The sequence below is a fragment of the Thiocapsa marina 5811 genome (assembly GCF_000223985.1).
In the GTDB taxonomy this organism is placed as follows: Bacteria; Pseudomonadota; Gammaproteobacteria; order Chromatiales; family Chromatiaceae; genus Thiocapsa; species Thiocapsa marina.
The window spans coordinates 305,857-323,136 of the sequence record NZ_AFWV01000005.1 but is presented as its reverse complement, the minus strand read 5'-3'; the positions used below and the strand labels follow the sequence as shown (position 1 = coordinate 323,136).

Below are 17,280 nucleotides of genomic sequence, written 5' to 3'. Positions count from 1 at the left end.
GAGTACAGGAAGGTGTCGTCGCGTTCAAATCCCGCTCGACGAATCGTCATGGACGCGGGGTCGGCGGCGGGATATGTCCTGTCCGAAATCCACCGAGAGAGACTTCCGCAAGCACATGGTTTCCCCGAAAGACCCGGCGCATCCGGCGATGGCCGATGTTGCCGATCGTTGCCGCCTGTATCAGCTCGCTGTCCAGAACCCGCGAACGGAGATCGATTTCGTCGATCGGACCTTTCGGCAATTGCGCGGGCGAAGCGCTCGGATGCTGCGGGAGGATTTTTGCGGGACGGCCGCGGTGTGCTGCGAGTGGGTGGGTCGGCGCAAACGCAATCGGGCCTGGGGCGTGGACCTGGACCCCGATGTCCTGGCCTGGGGGGAGCATCATAATCTCGCGGCATTGGACGCGTCCGCACGGGCACGCGTCGCCTTGATCGCGGGAGATGTCCGCGAGGTGGAGACGCCCTCCCCCGATATCGTGTTGGCGATGAATTGCAGCTACTGGCTGCTCAGAGACCGGTGTCATCTGCTGCGCTATTTCGAACGGGTGCGCGACACCTTGGCCGTGGGAGGGATCTTTTTTCTCGATGCCTTCGGTGGTTACGATACCTTTCGCCTGCTCACCGAGGAGCGGCGTGTCGCGGACCCGCAGGGCGGCAGCTTCACCTATATCTGGGAGCAAGCGGCCTACGAACCCGTGACCGGCAGGCTGGTCTGTCATATCCACTTTCGGTTCGACGACGGATCGGCGTGGCCACGTGCCTTCAGCTACGATTGGCGGCTGTGGACCTTGCCGGAGATCCGCGAGCTGTTGGCGGCGGCCGGTTTTTCGCGCGTGATGGTCTATTGGCAGGGATGGGATGCGCGCGGCAAGCCGGACGGTGTCTTCGTGCCGGTCGAAAGCGGGGAGCCGGACGCCGGCTGGATCGCTTATCTGACAGCGGAGAAATAGGCGCCGGCGGGCAACGATGCCGGGATCCACGCATCCCCCGGCCCGCGGTGCGGTCGCGATCGGGGAGTCCGGGGTCCGGTTCTTCGCGGACGCCGAATGGATCAGCAAGCAACGCGCAAACGGACGGCATCCAGACGCGTCAGGATGAAGTCGGCGACGGCCTCGGGCGAGTTGAGGGGGAGCACGACGAGCGATGACTCGACCGCGAGGGCGACGTCGGTGGCCACGGCGATGATGCCCGGATCATCGGGATAGAGCGGCGCCTGCCCGGTGGCCGGGCGATAGACCTCGATCTTCGGATAGTCCGCGTGCTTGAAGCCTTCCACCAGGATCAAATCGAGACGCTCGAACTCGAATCGCGAGAGCATCCGATGGAGATCCGGATCCTCGCCCTGCACCGGATTGCGAACCTGCAACGCCCAGCGTGCCTTCGAGGCCAGCAGGGTCTGCTGCGCACCGGCCTCGCGCACCTCATAGCTGTCCTTGCCGGGCACGTCCAAGTCAAAGCGATGATGTGCATGTTTGAGGTAGCCGACCCGCAGACCGCGACCGTCGAGGGCGGCGACGACCTGCAGCACCAAGGTGGTCTTGCCTGTCCCGCTCGGGGCGACGAAGCCGACCACGGGAATCATTGTCTCGCCCATCAGGTTGTTCCTCGGTGCACGTAGGGGGCGGCATCGTCCCTTCGGGGAGGGCCTGTTCAGCGCTATTCTAGACCGGTCACATGCGGATGTTTCACCGCGTTGCACGCCCCGTGCCTTGGACATTTCTCGGCGGCCGGCGCAGAATGTCGCGAAGAAGCGGTCGGTCCGAATCCCGGTCACGACCGACGCAGCGCACCACCGCGCGCCCTCGCGAAATCCAGTCCCTCGACGACATCGTCACGAAGAAAAGACTCCCGAATCCATGGCTCAATACATCTTTACAATGAATCGGGTCGGCAAGATCGTGCCGCCCAAGCGCGTCATCCTACGCGACATCTCTCTGTCCTTCTTCCCGGGCGCCAAGATCGGCGTGCTCGGTCTGAACGGCTCGGGTAAATCGACCCTGCTGAAGATCATGGCCGGTCTCGACACCGAGATCGAGGGCGAGGCGCGGCCTCAGCCCGGCATCAAGATCGGCTTCCTGTCCCAAGAGCCCGGGCTCGACCCGACCAAGGACGTGCGCGGCAATGTCGAGGAGGCGCTCGGCCACATCACGGCGGCCTTGGAGCGGCTCGACGCGGTCTATGCCGCCTACGCGGAGCCGGATGCGGACTTCGACGCCCTCGCGCAGGAGCAGGCCGAGCTCGAGAACCTGATCGAGGCCACCGACGGGCACAATCTGGAACGCACGCTCGAGGTCGCCGCCGATGCGCTGCGCCTGCCGCCCTGGGACGCCGACGTGACCAAACTCTCGGGCGGCGAGCGCCGCCGGGTCGCGCTTTGCCGGCTGCTGCTGTCCAAGCCCGACATGCTGCTGCTCGACGAGCCGACGAACCATCTGGACGCCGAATCGGTCGCCTGGCTCGAACGCTTCCTGCACGAGTATCCCGGCACCGTCGTGGCCGTCACCCATGACCGTTATTTCCTCGACAACGTCGCCGGCTGGATCCTGGAACTGGACCGCGGACACGGCATCCCCTGGGAGGGCAACTATTCCTCCTGGCTCGAGCAGAAGGAGCAGCGCCTGGAGCTCGAGCAGAAGCAGGAGCAGGCCCGCATCAAGTCGATGAAGCACGAGTTGGAATGGGTACGCTCCAACCCGAAGGGCCGCCACGCCAAGAGCAAGGCGCGCATGGCCCGTTTCGACGAATTGCAGTCGCAGGAATTTCAGGCCCGCAACGAGACCAACGAGATCTACATCCCGCCCGGCCCGCGTCTGGGCGACCTGGTGATCGAGGCCGAGGGACTGAAGAAGGCGTATGGCGACAATCTGCTCTACGACAATCTCTCCTTCACCCTGCCCAAAGGCGGCATCGTCGGCATCATCGGCCCGAACGGGGCCGGCAAGACCACGCTGTTCCGCATCCTGACCGGCCAGGAGACCCCGGACGGCGGCACCATGCGGATCGGCGAGACGGTGCAGATTGCCTATGTCGATCAGAGCCGCGATTCGCTCGACGACAGCAAAACGGTCTGGGAGGAGATCTCCGACGGGGCCGACAACATCGTCGTCGGTCGCTACGAGATGTCCTCGCGCGCCTACTGCAGTCGCTTCAATTTCAAGAGCACCGATCAGCAAAAGCGCATCGGCGATCTCTCCGGCGGGGAGCGCAACCGGGTCCATCTGTCGAAACTCTTGAAGAGCGGCGGCAACCTGCTCCTGCTCGACGAGCCCACCAATGATCTGGACGTCGAGACACTGCGTGCGCTCGAAGAGGCATTGCTGACCTTCCCGGGTTGCGCGGTGGTGATCAGCCATGATCGCTGGTTCCTCGACCGCATCGCGACCCACATCCTCGCCTTCGAGGGCGACTCGCAGGTGACCTGGTTCGAAGGGAACTATGCGGACTACGAGGCCGATCGGCATCGGCGCCTGGGCACCGAGGCGGATCAGCCGCACCGGCTCAAATATCGGAGGCTTACCGCCTAGTCGGCCGCGGGGCCTTCTGCGCCTGACCATGAGTCCGCGTCTGAACCGATTGATTCGGCATCCCTGGAGACCCTGGCGAATAGTCCCGGCCTCCACGCACTCGGCCACTCGGGGTTTTCTGATCGCCCTGAGCGGCAGCCTCCTGACCTTTGGCCTGGTGGCCTGGGACTATCGCGAGCGGATGTCCGCGATGGCGACCGATTCAAGCAGACACCAGGTCGAGCTCGGAGTCCTGCTCGCCTTGGCACTGGTTGTCGCGATCGCCACGATTACGATCGCGCTCCTCTACTATTGGCGTTTCCGCACCCTCGCACGCGCGGAGCTGCATGACCTCGCCGACCTGGACGCCGCCGGCGAGACCTTGCGCGCCCTGCTGGGCACCGTCTCGCACGGGGTGATCCTGACCGACGTCGACGGTCGGATTCGCTTGTTCAATCCGGCTGCGGAGATCCTCTTCGGGCGCCTTTGCGAGGAGACCTTGACCCTACCGATCGAGATGCTGATTCCGGATCTTCGACTGTCGGAGGTGATCGACAGCGCTCGCGCCAGCGCGGGACTCGGATCGCAAGTGCTGCACCTCTCCGGCGTGCGGGCGGATGATCGGCACTTCCCGATGCGCTTGCTGACCCGGCCTCTGACGCTGGACGGGGAGGATTTCCGACTGCTGATCGCCGAAGACATGACCGACCTCGAGCGCAGCGAGCAACGCATGGAGTTTCTCGAGCAGCGCGACCCGCTGACAGGGCTTCAAAACCGCCCGACCTTCGAGCGCATCCTCGGTGCCGTAACGCCGCTGCGCGGCAAGAACCCCAAGCACGCCCTCTGCTTGATCGATATCGACCGTTTCAAGGTCATCAACGACTCCTTCGGGCACGCTGCCGGCAACAAGGTCCTCGAACAGCTCGGGCAGATCGCCAAAACCAAGTTGGGCACCGCGACCGCGCTCGCTCGCTTGAGCGGAGACGAGATCGTCGCCCTCTTCGTCGGCGATGCGGCAAACCAGGCAAAAGGGCTTTGCGAGGATCTGATTCGCACGACTCGCAATTTTCTATTCACCTGGCAGGAACGCTCGTTCGACATCACGCTGAGCATCGGCTTGGTCGTCTTCGACCCCGCGAAGATGAGCGCTGTCGATGCGCTCGGACACGCCGACATCGCCTGCCGTACCGCCAAGAAACAGGGCCGGGATCGCATCCATGTCTATGGTCATCGCGATGCCGAGAGTGTCCGTCACCGCGGAGATCTCGCCCTCCTGCCCGTCATCGGGCGTGCGCTGAGCGACGGGCGATTCCGGATCATGGCGCAGCCGATCCAACCGCTCAACGGCACCGATCAGCCGATCCACTACGAGATCCTGGCCCGGATGCAGGACGAGAAGGGCAATGCCGTCGTGCCGGACGCCTTTATCCCGGCGGCCGAGCGTCACATCCTCATGCCGACGATCGACCGGTGGATCGTCACGCATGTCTTCTCCCACCAGTCCGAGCAGCTCACCGCTTGGCACGCGGCGGTTCCCGATCGCTTCATGCTGGCGATCAACCTGTCCGGGACCACCCTGATGGACGAGGGCTTCACGGCGTATCTCAAGCGTCAGTTCGCCGAGTACGCGATCCCCTACGCCAGCATCTGCTTCGAGATCACGGAGACGGCCGCCGTGGCGGATCTACGCCGCGCGCGGACCTTCATGCAGGAGATGCGCGCGCTCGGGACATCCTTCGCGGTCGACGATTTCGGAACAGGTTTCGCTTCCTATGCCTACCTGAAGCTCCTGCCGGTGGACTATCTGAAGATCGACGGAAGCTTCGTGCGTAATCTGGAGACCGACCCCGTCGATCGTGCGCTCGTTTCGTCCATCAACCACATCGGCCATGTGTTGGGCATGAAAACCATTGCGGAATGGGCCGAGACACCGGAGCTCATCGAACGACTCCGCGCGATGGGTGTGGACTATGCGCAAGGTTTCGGGGTCGGACGGCCGTTGCGGCTGGAGGATCTTCGGCTGCATCGCGCCTTGCGACAGGATTCACCCGAGCGGCCCCCGGCGGCTGCGCTGACCGGCTCGATCGCGCATTGAGACCGGCGCGCGACGGGCGGATCCGCCGAGCGACGGATGTTATCGAACACGACGGATAGCGATATGGGCGCAAAGAAACGACTCCTCCAACGCGCAGAGACCCTTCTGGAGCGTCTCGCGGTCCTGCTTCCGGCCGGCACCGATGCCCCGGACTGGACCGCCCACGCCTTTCGGTGGCGCAGCCAAGGCGATCGCGGCTGGTTGCAGGCGGTGCCCGCACCGCACCGAATCGACCTCGACGACCTGCTCTGTCTGGATCGACAGAAGGCCGAGATCGAGCGCAATACCGCGCAGTTTCTCGCCGGTCGCGGGGCCAACAACGTCCTGCTGTGGGGCTCGCGCGGGACCGGCAAGTCCTCGCTGATCAAGGCCGTCTTCAATGCGATGCGCGATCGCGGGCTGCGTCTGATCGAGGTCGACAAGGACGACCTAATTCAACTCCCCGAGATCCTGGAGCTGATTCGCGACCGCCCGGAACGCTTCATCCTCTTCTGCGACGACCTCTCCTTCGAGGCCAGCGAATCCGGCTACAAGGCGCTCAAGGCCGCCTTGGACGGCTCGATCACAGCGACCCCGGAGAACCTGCTCATCTACGCCACCTCGAACCGCCGCCACCTCCTGCCGGAGCTCCAGTCGGAGAACCGGGAGGCCCGTTTCATCGACGGGGAGCTGCATCACGGCGAATCGGTCGAGGAGAAGATCTCGCTCTCCGATCGGTTCGGGCTCTGGGTCGCCTTTCACCCCTTCAGTCAGGCCCAATACCTCGCCCTTGTGCATCACTGGCTTGCCCGTCTCGCCACGACATCCGAAGCGTCGGCATCCGAAACCGACGCATCCGAGCGGCGCGAAGCGCTCGAGCGCGCCGCGCTCCAATGGGCCCTGCGTCGCGGCTCGCGCAGCGGTCGCACGGCATGGCAGTTCGCGCGCGATTGGTCCGGACGCGAGTGATCGTTTCATCGTTTCAGGATCCGCTTACACCGCACGCGTCTGCCCGATCGGCCGCCTTCGAGCGGATCGACCGGCGTCCCGCGACTGCAACGAAAGCCCCGATCTGCGAGACGTCTGCGCTCGGATAGAGATCGCCGCACGTGCGTCGCCGCGCTCGGCGCGGCGCAGAGCGGCGGGGTTCCTGCTGCGTCTGTCCGACGGCGGCGGACTTCGCGACCGACATCAGGCAAACTCGGGCAGCGGCGATCGTGTCGCCTTCATCGGAGCACTCATCATGTTTGAACGCGGACTTCTGGGCGTGGCGTTGATCTTGATCGCGACGGCTGCCTCGGCACTCGGCAGCGATGGCTTGGTGGTGTCGACAAGCCCGCACGGGGTCGCCGAGACAGCGGACCGTGCCGAATCGGCCATCACCGAGCGCGGTCTCGGGGTCTTTGCACGCATCGATCACGCGGCGGGAGCCCGCAAGGCCGAGCTGGAGCTGCCGCCAACCGAGCTACTGATCTTCGGGAACCCGAAGGCCGGTACACGACTCATGCAGTGCAGTGCAACGGTCGCGATCGATCTGCCGTTGAAGCTGCTGATCTGGGAAGGAGCGGACGGCGTCACGCAGGTGGCCTACAACGCGCCGGTTTGGCTCGACGCACGACATGGACTCGGCGATTGTGCCGCCGTGCTGGAGAACGTCGAAAAGATGCTGTCGGAGATCGCCGCGGCCGCTGCAGAGTAGGCGGGCGGATCGAATCGGGGCACGCATCTCGGCGTCGACGGGAGTCAAGCCATGACCTCACGGGATCCACGCCCGGACACCCCGCCGCCGCTCTGGGAGGTCGTCCCGATCGGCGAGTATGCGGTTCCGAGCACTCTCGATTCGGCCACCGTCCGTAAGAAATGGTCGGCGCTCGGGCGCGTGTTCGGCATGGGTTCCAAGCGGGTGCAGTCGCCCTTGAGGGCCGAGACGGATCTGCGTGCACTCCCTCGGATCAAGCTCGAGCATCTGGCGCCTCCGATCGACTGGTCGCACGGCGCGGCGGCTCTGGAGGACGCGCTTCGGGATCGGGCAGCGGACGGGGCGCCCGCGTCCTGCGTGCGGGTCCTGGTCGGTCAGCCATTCGCCGGTCAGGCCGAGATCCTGGAGCAATGGGCCCTCGCGCACGAGGCCGCCGTCATCCTGCCGCCGAACCCCGAGGCAATCCTCGCCGGCGACACGAGCCCGCTCGATGACTGGGTGGGCCGCATGGAAGCGCAGCCGGATTGTCCCTGGGTCTTGCCGCGCTTGGAGCATTGGTACTTCCGCCATGCCGGGGGTTTGCGATTGGCACGCCGCTTGTTCGAGGCGGCGTTCGCGGGTCGTCTGGGTCGCGGACTGATCGGCTGCGACAGCTGGGCGTGGGCCTATCTGCAGCGGATCTGGCCGTTTCCGGGGGTCGAGGTGCTGACGCTGCAGGGGTTCGACGGGCGCAGGCTAGGCGTCTATTTTCTCGAGTCGGCGCGCGCGGATCGCGACAAACCGGTGCGCTTTTGTCATGCCAAGACAGGCGAGAATCTGCTACCCGATCCCGACTCCGATTCCGAGCGCGATACGCCCGACCGGGATGACTTTCCGGTGAGTGTCGAGCTCAAGCGCTTGGCCGCGCATTGTCGCGGCAACCTCGGCATCGCTCGCATCTACTGGCGCAACCGGCTACGGGCGGAGCCGGACGGGGACGATGACACGACCGAGGACGTCGATGCCGATAAATCCGCCATGCACCCCGACGAGGAGACCGTCTGGCTGTCCGCGGGCATCGAGGATCCTGTCCTTCCCGCCGAGACCGGCGAAGAGGTCGTCCTCGTCCTGCATGCGCTCTTGCTGCACAACGGCCCGCCTGAAGGCGTGCTGCCGGAGCTGCTTCCGCTGTCGCAGGACCGAATCCTGTCGATCCTGCTGAGGATGAAGGATCTCGGTCTCGTCCAAGCGCACAGCGATCGCTGGCGCATCGCCCCACTCGGGTATGCGACAGCCCGAGAGGCCCTGCGTGCCCGTGGCTACTTGATCGACGCCTTCTGATTTCGGGGGATTCCGACCGATGCAGAACAACACCGATATCATCCGTCTGTTCAAGGTGCTCGACCCCGCAGCCCTCCTCGAGCTCGGGTTGATCCTACTCGGCGCAACGCTCTTGATCCTCGCCAATCAGACCCTGGTTCCTTGGATCGCAAACCGGCTTCACGGTCGTTATCGGCTCTACCTTTTGGCGATGGTGCCCTTGATGCGGCTGGCCATCATCATCGTCGCCTTCGTCTTGATCGTGCCGCTGATCATCGAGCCTTCGCTCCAGAACATGGTCGCCGTGCTCGGCACCGTGGGGCTCGCGGTCGGATTTGCCTTGAAGGACTATGTGAGCAGCCTCATCGCCGGCGTCGTCGCCGTCATCGAGATGCCTTATCGGCTCGGCGACTGGATCGAGATCAACGGCACCTACGGCGAGGTCGCGAAGGTCGGCATGCGAACGGTCCAGATCGTGACGCCGGACGATACGCGGGTCTCGATCCCCCACCTGAAGCTCTGGAACGAGTCCATCTTCAACGCGAACAGCGGCGGGCCGGAGCTGCAATGCGTGGCGGATTTTTATCTCCATCCGCTGCACGACGCCGGCGCGGTCGTGCAAGCGCTCCAAGACGTTGCCCTCACCAGCCCCTATCTCCAGCTCGATCAGCCGATCGCGGTCGTGGTTTGCGAGCAGCCTTGGGGCACCCACTATCGCCTGAAAGCCTATCCGATCGACCCGCGCCAGCAGTTTCGCTTCGTCTCCGATTTGACGGTGCGGGGCAAGGCGATCCTGGCGCAGCTCGGGGTGAAGCCGAGTGCGGTCGCAAGTGTCCCGAACGCGAACGCCTGACGGTCTCGAGTGGGGCGATGACGGCACGCGAATGCGTTACGGACGTTTTCACGCCATGGAGCACCGAGGCACCACGAAGAGACTCGATGACGGACTCACGGGCGAGGAGGTCCGACGATGAAGATGCATGACGCTCGAGGTGGCACCGGGAACCCGTTGAAACAGCCGCCCTGGCTGGAGAGCGCCGAGGGCAAGATGCGGCGGGTCGGCGTCGAGCTGGAAATGAGCGGGCTCGGGCTCGATGTGCTGGCCGGGTGCGTGGCCGGCTTCTTCGGGCTCGAGATCAGATCCCGCGGGCGTTACGAGCGCGTGCTCGAAGGTGATCCGGCGGGCGAGTGGATCGTCGAGCTGGACTACGACCTGCTCAAACGGCTCGGCCGCGAGACCCATGCCGACGACACCCTGGAGGGAGAGCTGGCTCAGGCGGCCGAGGGTGCCCTCGCCTGGGCCGCAGAGGCGATCGTCCCCGTCGAGGTGGTCGGCCCGCCGCTGCCGTTGGAGCGGCTCGGGGAGGTCGAAGGGCTCATCGTTCGTCTGCGCGAGGCGGGCGCCAAAGGCACCTCCGACAGCCTCGTCAACGCCTTCGGCATGCAGTTCAATCCAGAGGTACCCGCCACCGACCCGGACACCATCGCGGCCTACTTGAAGGCATTCCTGTGTCTGTCCGACTGGTTGGTCGAGCGTGCGGACATCAATTTCGCGCGCAGGGTCACGAGCTATGTCGACCCCTTCCCGCCGGACTACATCCGCAAGGTGATCGGCCCCGATTACCGTCCCGATCTGTCGGTGCTGATCGACGACTACCTTGCCGAGAACCCGACCCGCAATCGCATGCTCGATATGCTGCCCTTGTTTCTCTTTCTCGACGAGGAGCGCGTGCGCAAGGTCACGCAGGATCCACTCGTGAAGGCGCGGCCCACCTTTCATTACCGTCTGCCCGATTGCGAGATCCACAAACCGGACTGGGGCTTGTATCTCGCCTGGAACGACTGGGTGGAAGTGGAGCGATTGGCCGCCGATCCGGCGCGTCTGACCGGCTGTTGCGCAGCCTATCGCACCTTTCTCGATCGGCCGATCGAGCGCTTGCTCGACGCGTGGAAGGACACTCTGGAGGCCGAGTGGCTCGGGCGCCCCTGATCGCAATCACCGGACCCGCGCGCGGCGCCTTCGGCCCTCGCCTGCTGGTCGCCCTCGCGGTGCGCCTCTACGGGGGGCGGCCCCTGCAGGTTCGCCCGGGCGACACCCCGAAGCGCTTGACCTATCAGGGCGTCGTGGTCACCGGCGGTCACGATGTCGAGCCCGTTCTCTATGCCGCCGAGCCGGAGGTCGAGCCGAATTACGACAGGGCACGCGATGCGCTCGAAACCGAGGTGATCCAAGATGCGCTCGACCGCGGCTTACCTCTGCTCGGGATCTGCCGAGGCGCGCAATTGCTCAATGTCTGCCGTGGCGGATCCTTGTTTCAGGACCTGCACTCGCATCGGCACAAGACGTCGCATCGCTGGACGGTCCTTCCGCTGAAGACGCTCTGCGTGGAACGCCCGGCCACGATGATCGCTCGCCTCCTCGGCCCCGGTCGTCACCGAATCAATAGCCTGCACAACCAGGCCATCGACCGACTCGGAGAGGGTCTGCGCGTGAGCGGTCGGGATCTCGACGGCATCGTCCAGGCGATCGAAGATCCGAGAGCCGACTTTCTGCTCGGCGTGCAATGGCATCCGGAGTTTCTGATCTATCTGCGGCGTCAGCGCGCCCTATTCCGAGCGCTCGTCGGACACGCGCGCGCTTTGGCCTGACCGAAACCATTCTTACGCTATGCTTCGGCCAAGCGTTTCATCCCGGCAGCGACACCAAGGGCGGTGATCCACGATGGCTCAGCAAGAACCCAAGACCCTATCCTTGGCGCTCGGCAGCGGCGGAGCGCGCGGACTCGCGCACATCGGCATCATCGAGTGGCTGACCGAGCACGGCTATCGGATCGGCTCCATCAGCGGCGCCTCGATGGGCGCCTTGGTCGGCGGGATCTATGCGGCCGGCGAGCTCGATGCCTATAAGCACTGGGTGTGCGCGTTGCGCCGCGGCGACGTCCTGCGGTTCGTGGATCTTGCCTTCAGCGGGGCCGGTTTGATCAAGGGCGATCGCATCATCGATGCGTTGCGCTCGATGGTGGGCGAGCATTCGATCCAAGATTTAGGCATGAGCTATACCGCGGTCGCCACCGACATCGACCGACAACGCGAGGTCTGGATCTCGGAGGGACCGCTCTTCGATGCCGTCCGCGCATCGATCGCCGTGCCCGGCGTCTTCACGCCCCATTACTATCGCGGCCTGACGCTGGTCGACGGTGGACTGCTCAACCCGGTGCCGATTGCGCCGACCTTTCGCGACTTCACGGACCTGACGGTTGCCGTCAATCTCAACGCGCAGCCAATCGGCCCCGACGTGTCAGCCGACGAGGAGAAGGCCGCAGCGCCCCTCAAAGAGACGCCGGCTTCGATGAACGCGCACGGCGAGACATCGAGCGAGCGGAGCTATCAGGAGCGCATTCGGCAGTTCTTGGAGGACATCGGCGAGAGTCTGGCGGGAGGCGACGAGGAGCAGATCGGGGTGTTCGATCTCACGTTACGCTCTTTCGAGACGATGCAGAACGCGATCGCGGCGATCAAGCTCGCGGCCTATCGGCCCGACGTCGTGATCAACGTCCCGCGCGACGCATGCTCGGCGCACGAATTCCACCGGGCGCAAGAGCTGATCGCCTTGGGCTATCGGCTGACCGAAGAGGCGATGGGTTCCCGCACCAATTAGACGGGCTCCATCCCGCGGATTCCGAAACCGCAGGAGATGCGAACGGCCTGCAGGAGAGCCATTTCGCGGCCCGGCATCAAGGTTTCTGCAGAAACGGCAACAACTGCTCGATTGCAGCCGCGTCGTCGAACTCGGTTCCGCCGACGGCGCGGATGATCACGCGCCCCTCCGGGTCGACCACGAAGCTGGTGGGGAGACCCTTCACGTCCCAGTCCTGCGCGGCGCTCGAATCGGTGTCGAGCAGGAGCGGAAAGGTCGGCGGGGGATCCAACTGACCGGTGAAGGCGAAGACGGTGTCCACGTCCTCGCCGACGTCCACCGCGAGGACCGTCAGACCGCGTGCGTTCAACTGCTGATAGAGCCGCTCCATGGACGGCATCTCGCGACGGCACGGCGGGCACCAGGTGGCCCAGAAGTTCACCAGGACCAACCGGCCTTTGAGGTCCGCGATGTCGTGCTCGACCCCGTCGATATCCTCCAGGCGCAGCGGCGGGGCCGGTGCCGGGTCTTCGATCACCGTGAGCCGGTGGCTCAGAGGCGGCAGGTCGGCGGCGGCGCCGGTGCCGACGGCTCCGACGGTGCCGAGGCACAGAAGAAGGGCCGGTAAGACCGGCAGGCCTTTGCAGATCCGGTCAATCGGTGCAACGAACATCGTCGAGTCTCCCCTCGTAGGTTTGGTCCGCGATCGTCCAGCGAGCGATTAGATCAAAGCGACTGCCCGGCGGCAGACCCGTGGCCAGCATGCCTTGATTCCACTCCCCGGGCGCATAAGATTGCTCGGCGGGGAACTGCGCCCAACGGAACGCGAGCATCGCCGCATCGGGCACACCGCGCGCCGACCACTGCGTCAGCCAGTTTTCCGGCGGCGGAAGGCTCCGGGTCGCTCCGTCGTATCGGACCTCCCAATCCGTCAACCGAAAATCGATCTCGCCCGGCGCCGCATCGTTGCGCAGCACGGTCATGAAGACACACGCCTCGGCGAAGACATTCGCGTCGGCCAAGTCGAAGCCGCGGGCGACATAAAAGGCACGCACCTGGTCGGGCAGCAGCTGGGTGAGCGAAAGGGTCACCCCGTGCGCTTGCGTCTCGAAGGTGGAGGCACCGGTTTGCGGGTCCATGCGGACAGGATCCGCGATGCTCGGCGGACAGCCGAAAGCAATCGCGACGACAGCCACCGACGCCGCGTCGATGGAACGGCGAGAAAGCCTGCTTCTCGCACCGATGTTGGGAATGAATCGCACAGTGACTCTTTCTCCGCGCTCTGGCGGCCGACGCGCTCGGCCGATCGGGACCTATAGTGACCACTCGGCCGTCCGCGGACAACCCCGCAGGCATCGAGCCGATGCACTCACTGCGCAGGCGCGGCGAGGTAGGTCTCGGACTGCATCTCGATGAGCCGGCTCAGCAACCGCTCGTGGGCAAACTCGATCAACCCGCCCGAGTAGAGTCGATCGACGGGAACGTCGCTCGAGAGGATGAGCTTGACGCGTTGGTCGTAGAACTCGTCGACCAGATGCAGGAACCGCCGCGCCGCGGCCTCGTGCTTCGGTCCCAGGATCGGCACGCCGGAGAGCAGCACGGTGTGAAACTCGCGGGCGATCTCGATGTAGTCCGAGGCGGATCGGGCGCCGGCGCAGAGTGCTTCGAAATCAAACCAGATCACGTCCGCACCCTGGCGACGCACGGGAATGCTCCGGCCGTTGACCGAGAAGGCATCGGTTTCTGCTTGATGCCCGCCGGTGAGACGATCGAAGTAGTCCGCCAGGGCGTGCTCGGTTTCTTCCGGACCCCGCTCGTCGACGACAAAGAAGACGCCGCTCCGGGTGAGTGCGCGCAATCTGTAGTCGTTGCCCCCGTCGAGCTCGAAGACCCTGGTGTGTCGCTTGAGCAGATCGATGGCCGGCAGGAAGTTCCCGCGCTGTAGGCCATTGCGGTAGAGATCGTCGGGGCGCGTGTTGGCGGTGGTGACCAGGGTAAGGCCACGCGCAAAAAGTGCGTTCAGGAGACCGTGGAGCAACATGGCGTCGGTGATGTCGGTCACCAGGAACTCGTCGAGACAAAGGACGCGGACCTCCTCGCACAGGCCCTGCGCGATCACCTCGAGCGGATCGGGCTGCTTGGGCAGACGCGACATCCGATCGTGTACATCGCGCATGAAATGATGGAAGTGCAGGCGGCGCTTGCCCGGCAGCGCGAGATCCTGAACGAACCAATCCATCAGGTAGGTCTTGCCGCGCCCGACGCCACCCCAGAGATAGAGACCCGGTATCGGCGTCGCCGCGCCGCGGCGCCGACCGGCCAGACGCCCGATCAGACCGCCGCCGAGAGGGCCCCGGCCGCCCCGGGCCGGCGGCGTTCTCAGAAGCGTTTCATGCAGCCCGAGGAGCAACTCGCCGGCCTCGCGCTGGGCCGCATCCAGCGGTTTGAAATCGGCCATGGGTCAGATCCCGGCCAGCCAGTCGCGGATCCGCCTGACCCCTTCGTCGAGCTCTTCGATCTCGCGCGTGTAGGCAAAGCGGACATGGCGCGCCGCATCGTGACGGCCGAAGTCGTTACCGGGTGTCAGAGCGACACCGGCCTCCTCCAGCATCCGGCTCGTGAAGGTCATGGAGTCGAGCTTCAGGCCCTCGGGCAAACGGGCGTAAAGGTAGAAGGCACCCGTCGGTTCCACCGGGATGGAGAACCCCAGATCACGCAGCGCGGGCAGCAGCCGGTCGCGCCGCCGCTGGAACTCCAGGCGGCGGGTCTCCAGGACCGCGATGGTCGCCGAATCGAAAGCCGCGAGAGCGGCATGCTGGGCGGGCGTGTTCGCGGCGATGAAGAGGTTCTGCGCCATCCGCTCCATGACCTCGACCGCATCTTCGGGACCGGCGAGCCAGCCGAGCCGCCAGCCGGTCATGCCGAAGTATTTCGAGAAGCTGTTGATCACATAGAGATCGGTCGAGCCCAGCGACAGCGCGGTGCGATCCTGCACGTCGTAGGTCAGGCCCTGGTAGATCTCGTCGACGACGAGCGCCGCGCCGCGGTCTCGACACAAGGCATGGAGCTCGCTCAGCACGTCGAAAGCGGTCGAGGCACCGGTCGGATTGGAAGGGGAGGCGACGACGATCGCGCGAACGCCCTCCGCCCAAGCGGCCTCGGCCCGCGCAGCCGTGAGCTGATAATCCGTATCCGGACCCACCGGGACGGCGATCGGCTCGATCCCCATGAGCTGCAAGACCTGTCGGTAGCAGGGATAGGACGGGTCGGCAATCAGCACGCGATCGCCCGGGTCGAGCAGGGCCAGAAACACGAGCTGAAGCGCGCCCGAGGCTCCCGGGGTGACGAGGATCCGCTCGGAGCCGACCGGGGTGTCGTACCGATCGGCGTAATAGCCGGCGATCGCCCGGCGCAGCGCCGGAAGTCCGCCGGCCGAGGTATAGCGGGTGCGGCCGTCGGCCAAGGCACGTTGACCCGCCTCCAGGATCGGGCCGGGTGTCGGGAAATCCGGCTCGCCGACCTCCATGTGGACGATGGAGCGTCCGAGCGCCTCGAGCTCCCCGGCACGCGCGAGAAGGCGCATGACATGGAAGGGCTCGACCCGACGTGCCTGCCCGGACAAGCGGCTGACGGCGGAGGTCGGCATCGCGCAGCTCGACTCAGCCCCGACCGAAGGCGGCGCGATGCATCCGGTCGAGCGACTCGAGATCCACCATCCGACTGTTGCCCAAGTCGCCGATCAGGGCGCGTGCAGGACGATCCGGCTCCCCGAGATGATCCACCACGAGGGGTGCGTCGCTCAGATCCTGTCCCGCGGTGTAATCGTTCACCGTGACCAAAAGGGCACGCAAGCCGGCGCCGAGGGCGGAGCGAACCCCGTTGTCCGAATCCTCGACCGCGACGCAATCCGCCGCGTCGAGCCCGAGCTCGGAGAGGGCCAGCAGGAAGATGTCGGGCGCGGGCTTCTTCGCGGGCACGACATCGCCGGCAGCAATCACCTCGAACCAATCGCGCAGTCCCGGCTCGCCTGCGTTGTCCAAGAGCACGCTGACGTTCTCGGGCGTCGTCGTGGTCGCGATCGCCAGACGGATACCCGCATCGCGCGCCTCGCGCAACAAGCGCAGCACGCCCGGTCGCAGCGGAATCGCGCCGCCTTCGAGCATCGAGACATAGTGACGGGTCTTCGCGCGATGCAGTCCGGCGATCATCTCCGCCGCGTCGAGCGACGGATCCAGACCGATCCCCTCCTCCGCGATGTAGGTCGCAATCCGCTCCTTGCCGCCCGTCACCCGCAGGAGCTCGCCGTAGCGTTCCGCATCCCACACCCAATCCAAACCGGCCTCCGCAAAGGCCGCATTGAAGGCCGGGCGATGTCCGTCTCGCTCGGTGTCGGCGAGCGTTCCGTCGACGTCGAAGATGATTGCCTTGAAGCCAAGCATGCGTGGACCCCTGCAGCCGTCATGAAAAAGGCCGCCAACGCGGCGGCCTCGTCGCGAACCGTCGAGGATCGCGGATCAGTCCTTCATGCGGTACTCGTCGTGACAGGCCTTGCAGGTTTCGCCGAGTTTGCCGAAGGCGTTGGAGACCTCGACCTGATCGCCTCCGGCAGCGACCTTGGAAAGATTGTCGGCAGCGGCGACGAAGTTCCCGGCGATCTTGCCGACGTCTTCCATGTTCGTGAAGAGCTCCGGCTTGACCCGCGTCTTGACGTTGCCCACATCCTTATCGGTGCCCGGCCCATAGAGTGCGCCCATCCCGGAGTTGGCGATGGCGGCGATCGCGTTCGCGGCTGCGGCGACCTGCTCCGCGTTGTAGTCGCCTTCCAGGTTCGACTTGATCTTGCCCATGTTCCAGCTCATGAAGCTGTAGCCGGCCTGACGGTACTGGATCTGCTCCTCGGGCTTGAGGTCGGCAAGTGCCGTGCTGGCGACGCCCAGGGCGGCGATCCCGAGGACGGTGCTGGCTAGGATTCGGTTCATTCGGCTGTCTCCATGTTGGTTTGATTTCCGCGCCCGGTGCAACGTGGGGGAGCCCGGCGGCAAATTCCAGTACCCCGAGTGTCGATAAAC

General features: G+C 65.2%; 17 protein-coding genes. 10 read left to right on the top strand and 7 right to left on the bottom strand.

Going from position 1 to position 17,280, the window contains the following annotated elements; genetic code table 11:
* Positions 1-73 precede the first annotated feature (73 nt).
* On the top strand, positions 74-949 hold the full coding sequence (locus THIMADRAFT_RS09245) for a class I SAM-dependent methyltransferase (RefSeq protein WP_007192753.1): 876 nt from the start codon (positions 74-76) through the stop codon (positions 947-949).
* Between the two features lie 101 nt (positions 950-1,050).
* Here the strand turns inward: THIMADRAFT_RS09245 and mobB are convergent, their stop codons facing one another.
* The gene (gene mobB, locus THIMADRAFT_RS09240) at positions 1,051-1,593 is read right to left on the bottom strand and encodes a molybdopterin-guanine dinucleotide biosynthesis protein B (protein WP_007192752.1); all 543 of its coding nucleotides are present in this window, start codon (positions 1,591-1,593) and stop codon (positions 1,051-1,053) included.
* A 262-nt stretch (positions 1,594-1,855) separates the two neighbouring features.
* Here mobB and ettA point away from each other — a divergent pair, with 262 nt between their 5' ends.
* The 9 genes from ettA to THIMADRAFT_RS09195 all read left to right on the top strand — a co-directional run bounded on the left by ettA (position 1,856) and on the right by THIMADRAFT_RS09195 (position 12,232).
* The gene (gene ettA / locus THIMADRAFT_RS09235; protein WP_007192751.1) at positions 1,856-3,523 is read left to right on the top strand and encodes an energy-dependent translational throttle protein EttA; all 1,668 of its coding nucleotides are present in this window, start codon (positions 1,856-1,858) and stop codon (positions 3,521-3,523) included.
* 28 nt (positions 3,524-3,551) lie between these two features.
* Positions 3,552-5,597, top strand: a complete 2,046-nt coding sequence (locus THIMADRAFT_RS09230; protein ID WP_007192750.1) for a putative bifunctional diguanylate cyclase/phosphodiesterase — start codon at positions 3,552-3,554, stop codon at positions 5,595-5,597.
* A gap of 63 nt (positions 5,598-5,660) precedes the next feature.
* Positions 5,661-6,545: an ATP-binding protein gene (locus THIMADRAFT_RS09225; RefSeq protein ID WP_040730520.1), complete on the top strand. Its 885-nt coding sequence runs from the start codon at positions 5,661-5,663 to the stop codon at positions 6,543-6,545.
* Positions 6,546-6,819: 274 nt separating this feature from the next.
* On the top strand, positions 6,820-7,275 hold the full coding sequence (locus THIMADRAFT_RS09220; RefSeq protein ID WP_007192748.1) for a DUF302 domain-containing protein: 456 nt from the start codon (positions 6,820-6,822) through the stop codon (positions 7,273-7,275).
* A 51-nt stretch (positions 7,276-7,326) separates the two neighbouring features.
* On the top strand, positions 7,327-8,595 hold the full coding sequence (locus THIMADRAFT_RS09215) for a hypothetical protein (RefSeq protein WP_007192747.1): 1,269 nt from the start codon (positions 7,327-7,329) through the stop codon (positions 8,593-8,595).
* Positions 8,596-8,614: 19 nt separating this feature from the next.
* Complete coding sequence (locus THIMADRAFT_RS09210) at positions 8,615-9,427, top strand: mechanosensitive ion channel family protein (RefSeq protein ID WP_007192746.1); 813 nt, start codon at positions 8,615-8,617, stop codon at positions 9,425-9,427.
* A gap of 117 nt (positions 9,428-9,544) precedes the next feature.
* On the top strand, positions 9,545-10,564 hold the full coding sequence (locus tag THIMADRAFT_RS09205) for an amidoligase family protein (protein ID WP_007192745.1): 1,020 nt from the start codon (positions 9,545-9,547) through the stop codon (positions 10,562-10,564).
* On the top strand, positions 10,546-11,223 hold the full coding sequence (locus tag THIMADRAFT_RS09200) for a gamma-glutamyl-gamma-aminobutyrate hydrolase family protein (protein ID WP_007192744.1): 678 nt from the start codon (positions 10,546-10,548) through the stop codon (positions 11,221-11,223). The genes THIMADRAFT_RS09205 and THIMADRAFT_RS09200 overlap by 19 nt, the downstream gene beginning before the upstream one ends.
* A 73-nt stretch (positions 11,224-11,296) precedes the next feature.
* Positions 11,297-12,232: a patatin-like phospholipase family protein gene (locus THIMADRAFT_RS09195; protein ID WP_007192743.1), complete on the top strand. Its 936-nt coding sequence runs from the start codon at positions 11,297-11,299 to the stop codon at positions 12,230-12,232.
* Positions 12,233-12,308: 76 nt separating this feature from the next.
* On the opposite strand, the gene THIMADRAFT_RS09190 is transcribed toward THIMADRAFT_RS09195, so the two are convergent.
* The 6 genes from THIMADRAFT_RS09190 to THIMADRAFT_RS09165 all read right to left on the bottom strand — a co-directional run bounded on the left by THIMADRAFT_RS09190 (position 12,309) and on the right by THIMADRAFT_RS09165 (position 17,190).
* Entirely contained in the window at positions 12,309-12,884 is a 576-nt protein-coding gene (locus tag THIMADRAFT_RS09190; RefSeq protein WP_007192742.1) for a TlpA family protein disulfide reductase, read from the bottom strand.
* Positions 12,865-13,350 (bottom strand): hypothetical protein, encoded by a 486-nt coding sequence (locus THIMADRAFT_RS09185; RefSeq protein ID WP_007192741.1) that lies wholly within the window; start codon positions 13,348-13,350, stop codon positions 12,865-12,867. The genes THIMADRAFT_RS09190 and THIMADRAFT_RS09185 overlap by 20 nt, the downstream gene beginning before the upstream one ends.
* A gap of 230 nt (positions 13,351-13,580) precedes the next feature.
* Positions 13,581-14,669: a cell division protein ZapE gene (zapE, locus tag THIMADRAFT_RS09180; RefSeq protein ID WP_007192740.1), complete on the bottom strand. Its 1,089-nt coding sequence runs from the start codon at positions 14,667-14,669 to the stop codon at positions 13,581-13,583.
* Positions 14,670-14,672: 3 nt separating this feature from the next.
* Positions 14,673-15,857, bottom strand: coding sequence for an aminotransferase class I/II-fold pyridoxal phosphate-dependent enzyme (locus tag THIMADRAFT_RS09175; protein WP_007192739.1), 1,185 nt, complete (start codon positions 15,855-15,857; stop codon positions 14,673-14,675).
* 13 nt (positions 15,858-15,870) lie between these two features.
* Positions 15,871-16,650: an HAD family hydrolase gene (locus THIMADRAFT_RS09170; RefSeq protein ID WP_007192738.1), complete on the bottom strand. Its 780-nt coding sequence runs from the start codon at positions 16,648-16,650 to the stop codon at positions 15,871-15,873.
* Positions 16,651-16,725: 75 nt separating this feature from the next.
* On the bottom strand, positions 16,726-17,190 hold the full coding sequence (locus THIMADRAFT_RS09165) for a c-type cytochrome (RefSeq protein ID WP_007192737.1): 465 nt from the start codon (positions 17,188-17,190) through the stop codon (positions 16,726-16,728).
* Positions 17,191-17,280: the final 90 nt, after the last annotated feature.

Excerpts from the sequence above, each read along its gene's own strand:
- THIMADRAFT_RS09210 (WP_007192746.1), top strand. The coding sequence starts at position 8,615 with ATGCAGAACAACACCGATATCATCCGTCTGTTCAAGGTGCTCGACCCC.
- THIMADRAFT_RS09205 (WP_007192745.1), top strand. The coding sequence starts at position 9,545 with ATGAAGATGCATGACGCTCGAGGTGGCACCGGGAACCCGTTGAAACAG.
- ettA (WP_007192751.1), top strand. The coding sequence starts at position 1,856 with ATGGCTCAATACATCTTTACAATGAATCGGGTCGGCAAGATCGTGCCG.
- THIMADRAFT_RS09190 (WP_007192742.1), bottom strand. The coding sequence starts at position 12,884 with ATGTTCGTTGCACCGATTGACCGGATCTGCAAAGGCCTGCCGGTCTTA.
- THIMADRAFT_RS09230 (WP_007192750.1), top strand. The coding sequence starts at position 3,552 with ATGAGTCCGCGTCTGAACCGATTGATTCGGCATCCCTGGAGACCCTGG.
- THIMADRAFT_RS09175 (WP_007192739.1), bottom strand. The coding sequence starts at position 15,857 with ATGCCGACCTCCGCCGTCAGCCGCTTGTCCGGGCAGGCACGTCGGGTC.
- THIMADRAFT_RS09245 (WP_007192753.1), top strand. The coding sequence starts at position 74 with ATGTCCTGTCCGAAATCCACCGAGAGAGACTTCCGCAAGCACATGGTT.
- zapE (WP_007192740.1), bottom strand. The coding sequence starts at position 14,669 with ATGGCCGATTTCAAACCGCTGGATGCGGCCCAGCGCGAGGCCGGCGAG.
- THIMADRAFT_RS09165 (WP_007192737.1), bottom strand. The coding sequence starts at position 17,190 with ATGAACCGAATCCTAGCCAGCACCGTCCTCGGGATCGCCGCCCTGGGC.
- mobB (WP_007192752.1), bottom strand. The coding sequence starts at position 1,593 with ATGGGCGAGACAATGATTCCCGTGGTCGGCTTCGTCGCCCCGAGCGGG.
- THIMADRAFT_RS09195 (WP_007192743.1), top strand. The coding sequence starts at position 11,297 with ATGGCTCAGCAAGAACCCAAGACCCTATCCTTGGCGCTCGGCAGCGGC.
- THIMADRAFT_RS09215 (WP_007192747.1), top strand. The coding sequence starts at position 7,327 with ATGACCTCACGGGATCCACGCCCGGACACCCCGCCGCCGCTCTGGGAG.
- THIMADRAFT_RS09220 (WP_007192748.1), top strand. The coding sequence starts at position 6,820 with ATGTTTGAACGCGGACTTCTGGGCGTGGCGTTGATCTTGATCGCGACG.
- THIMADRAFT_RS09170 (WP_007192738.1), bottom strand. The coding sequence starts at position 16,650 with ATGCTTGGCTTCAAGGCAATCATCTTCGACGTCGACGGAACGCTCGCC.
- THIMADRAFT_RS09185 (WP_007192741.1), bottom strand. The coding sequence starts at position 13,350 with ATGGACCCGCAAACCGGTGCCTCCACCTTCGAGACGCAAGCGCACGGG.
- THIMADRAFT_RS09225 (WP_040730520.1), top strand. The coding sequence starts at position 5,661 with ATGGGCGCAAAGAAACGACTCCTCCAACGCGCAGAGACCCTTCTGGAG.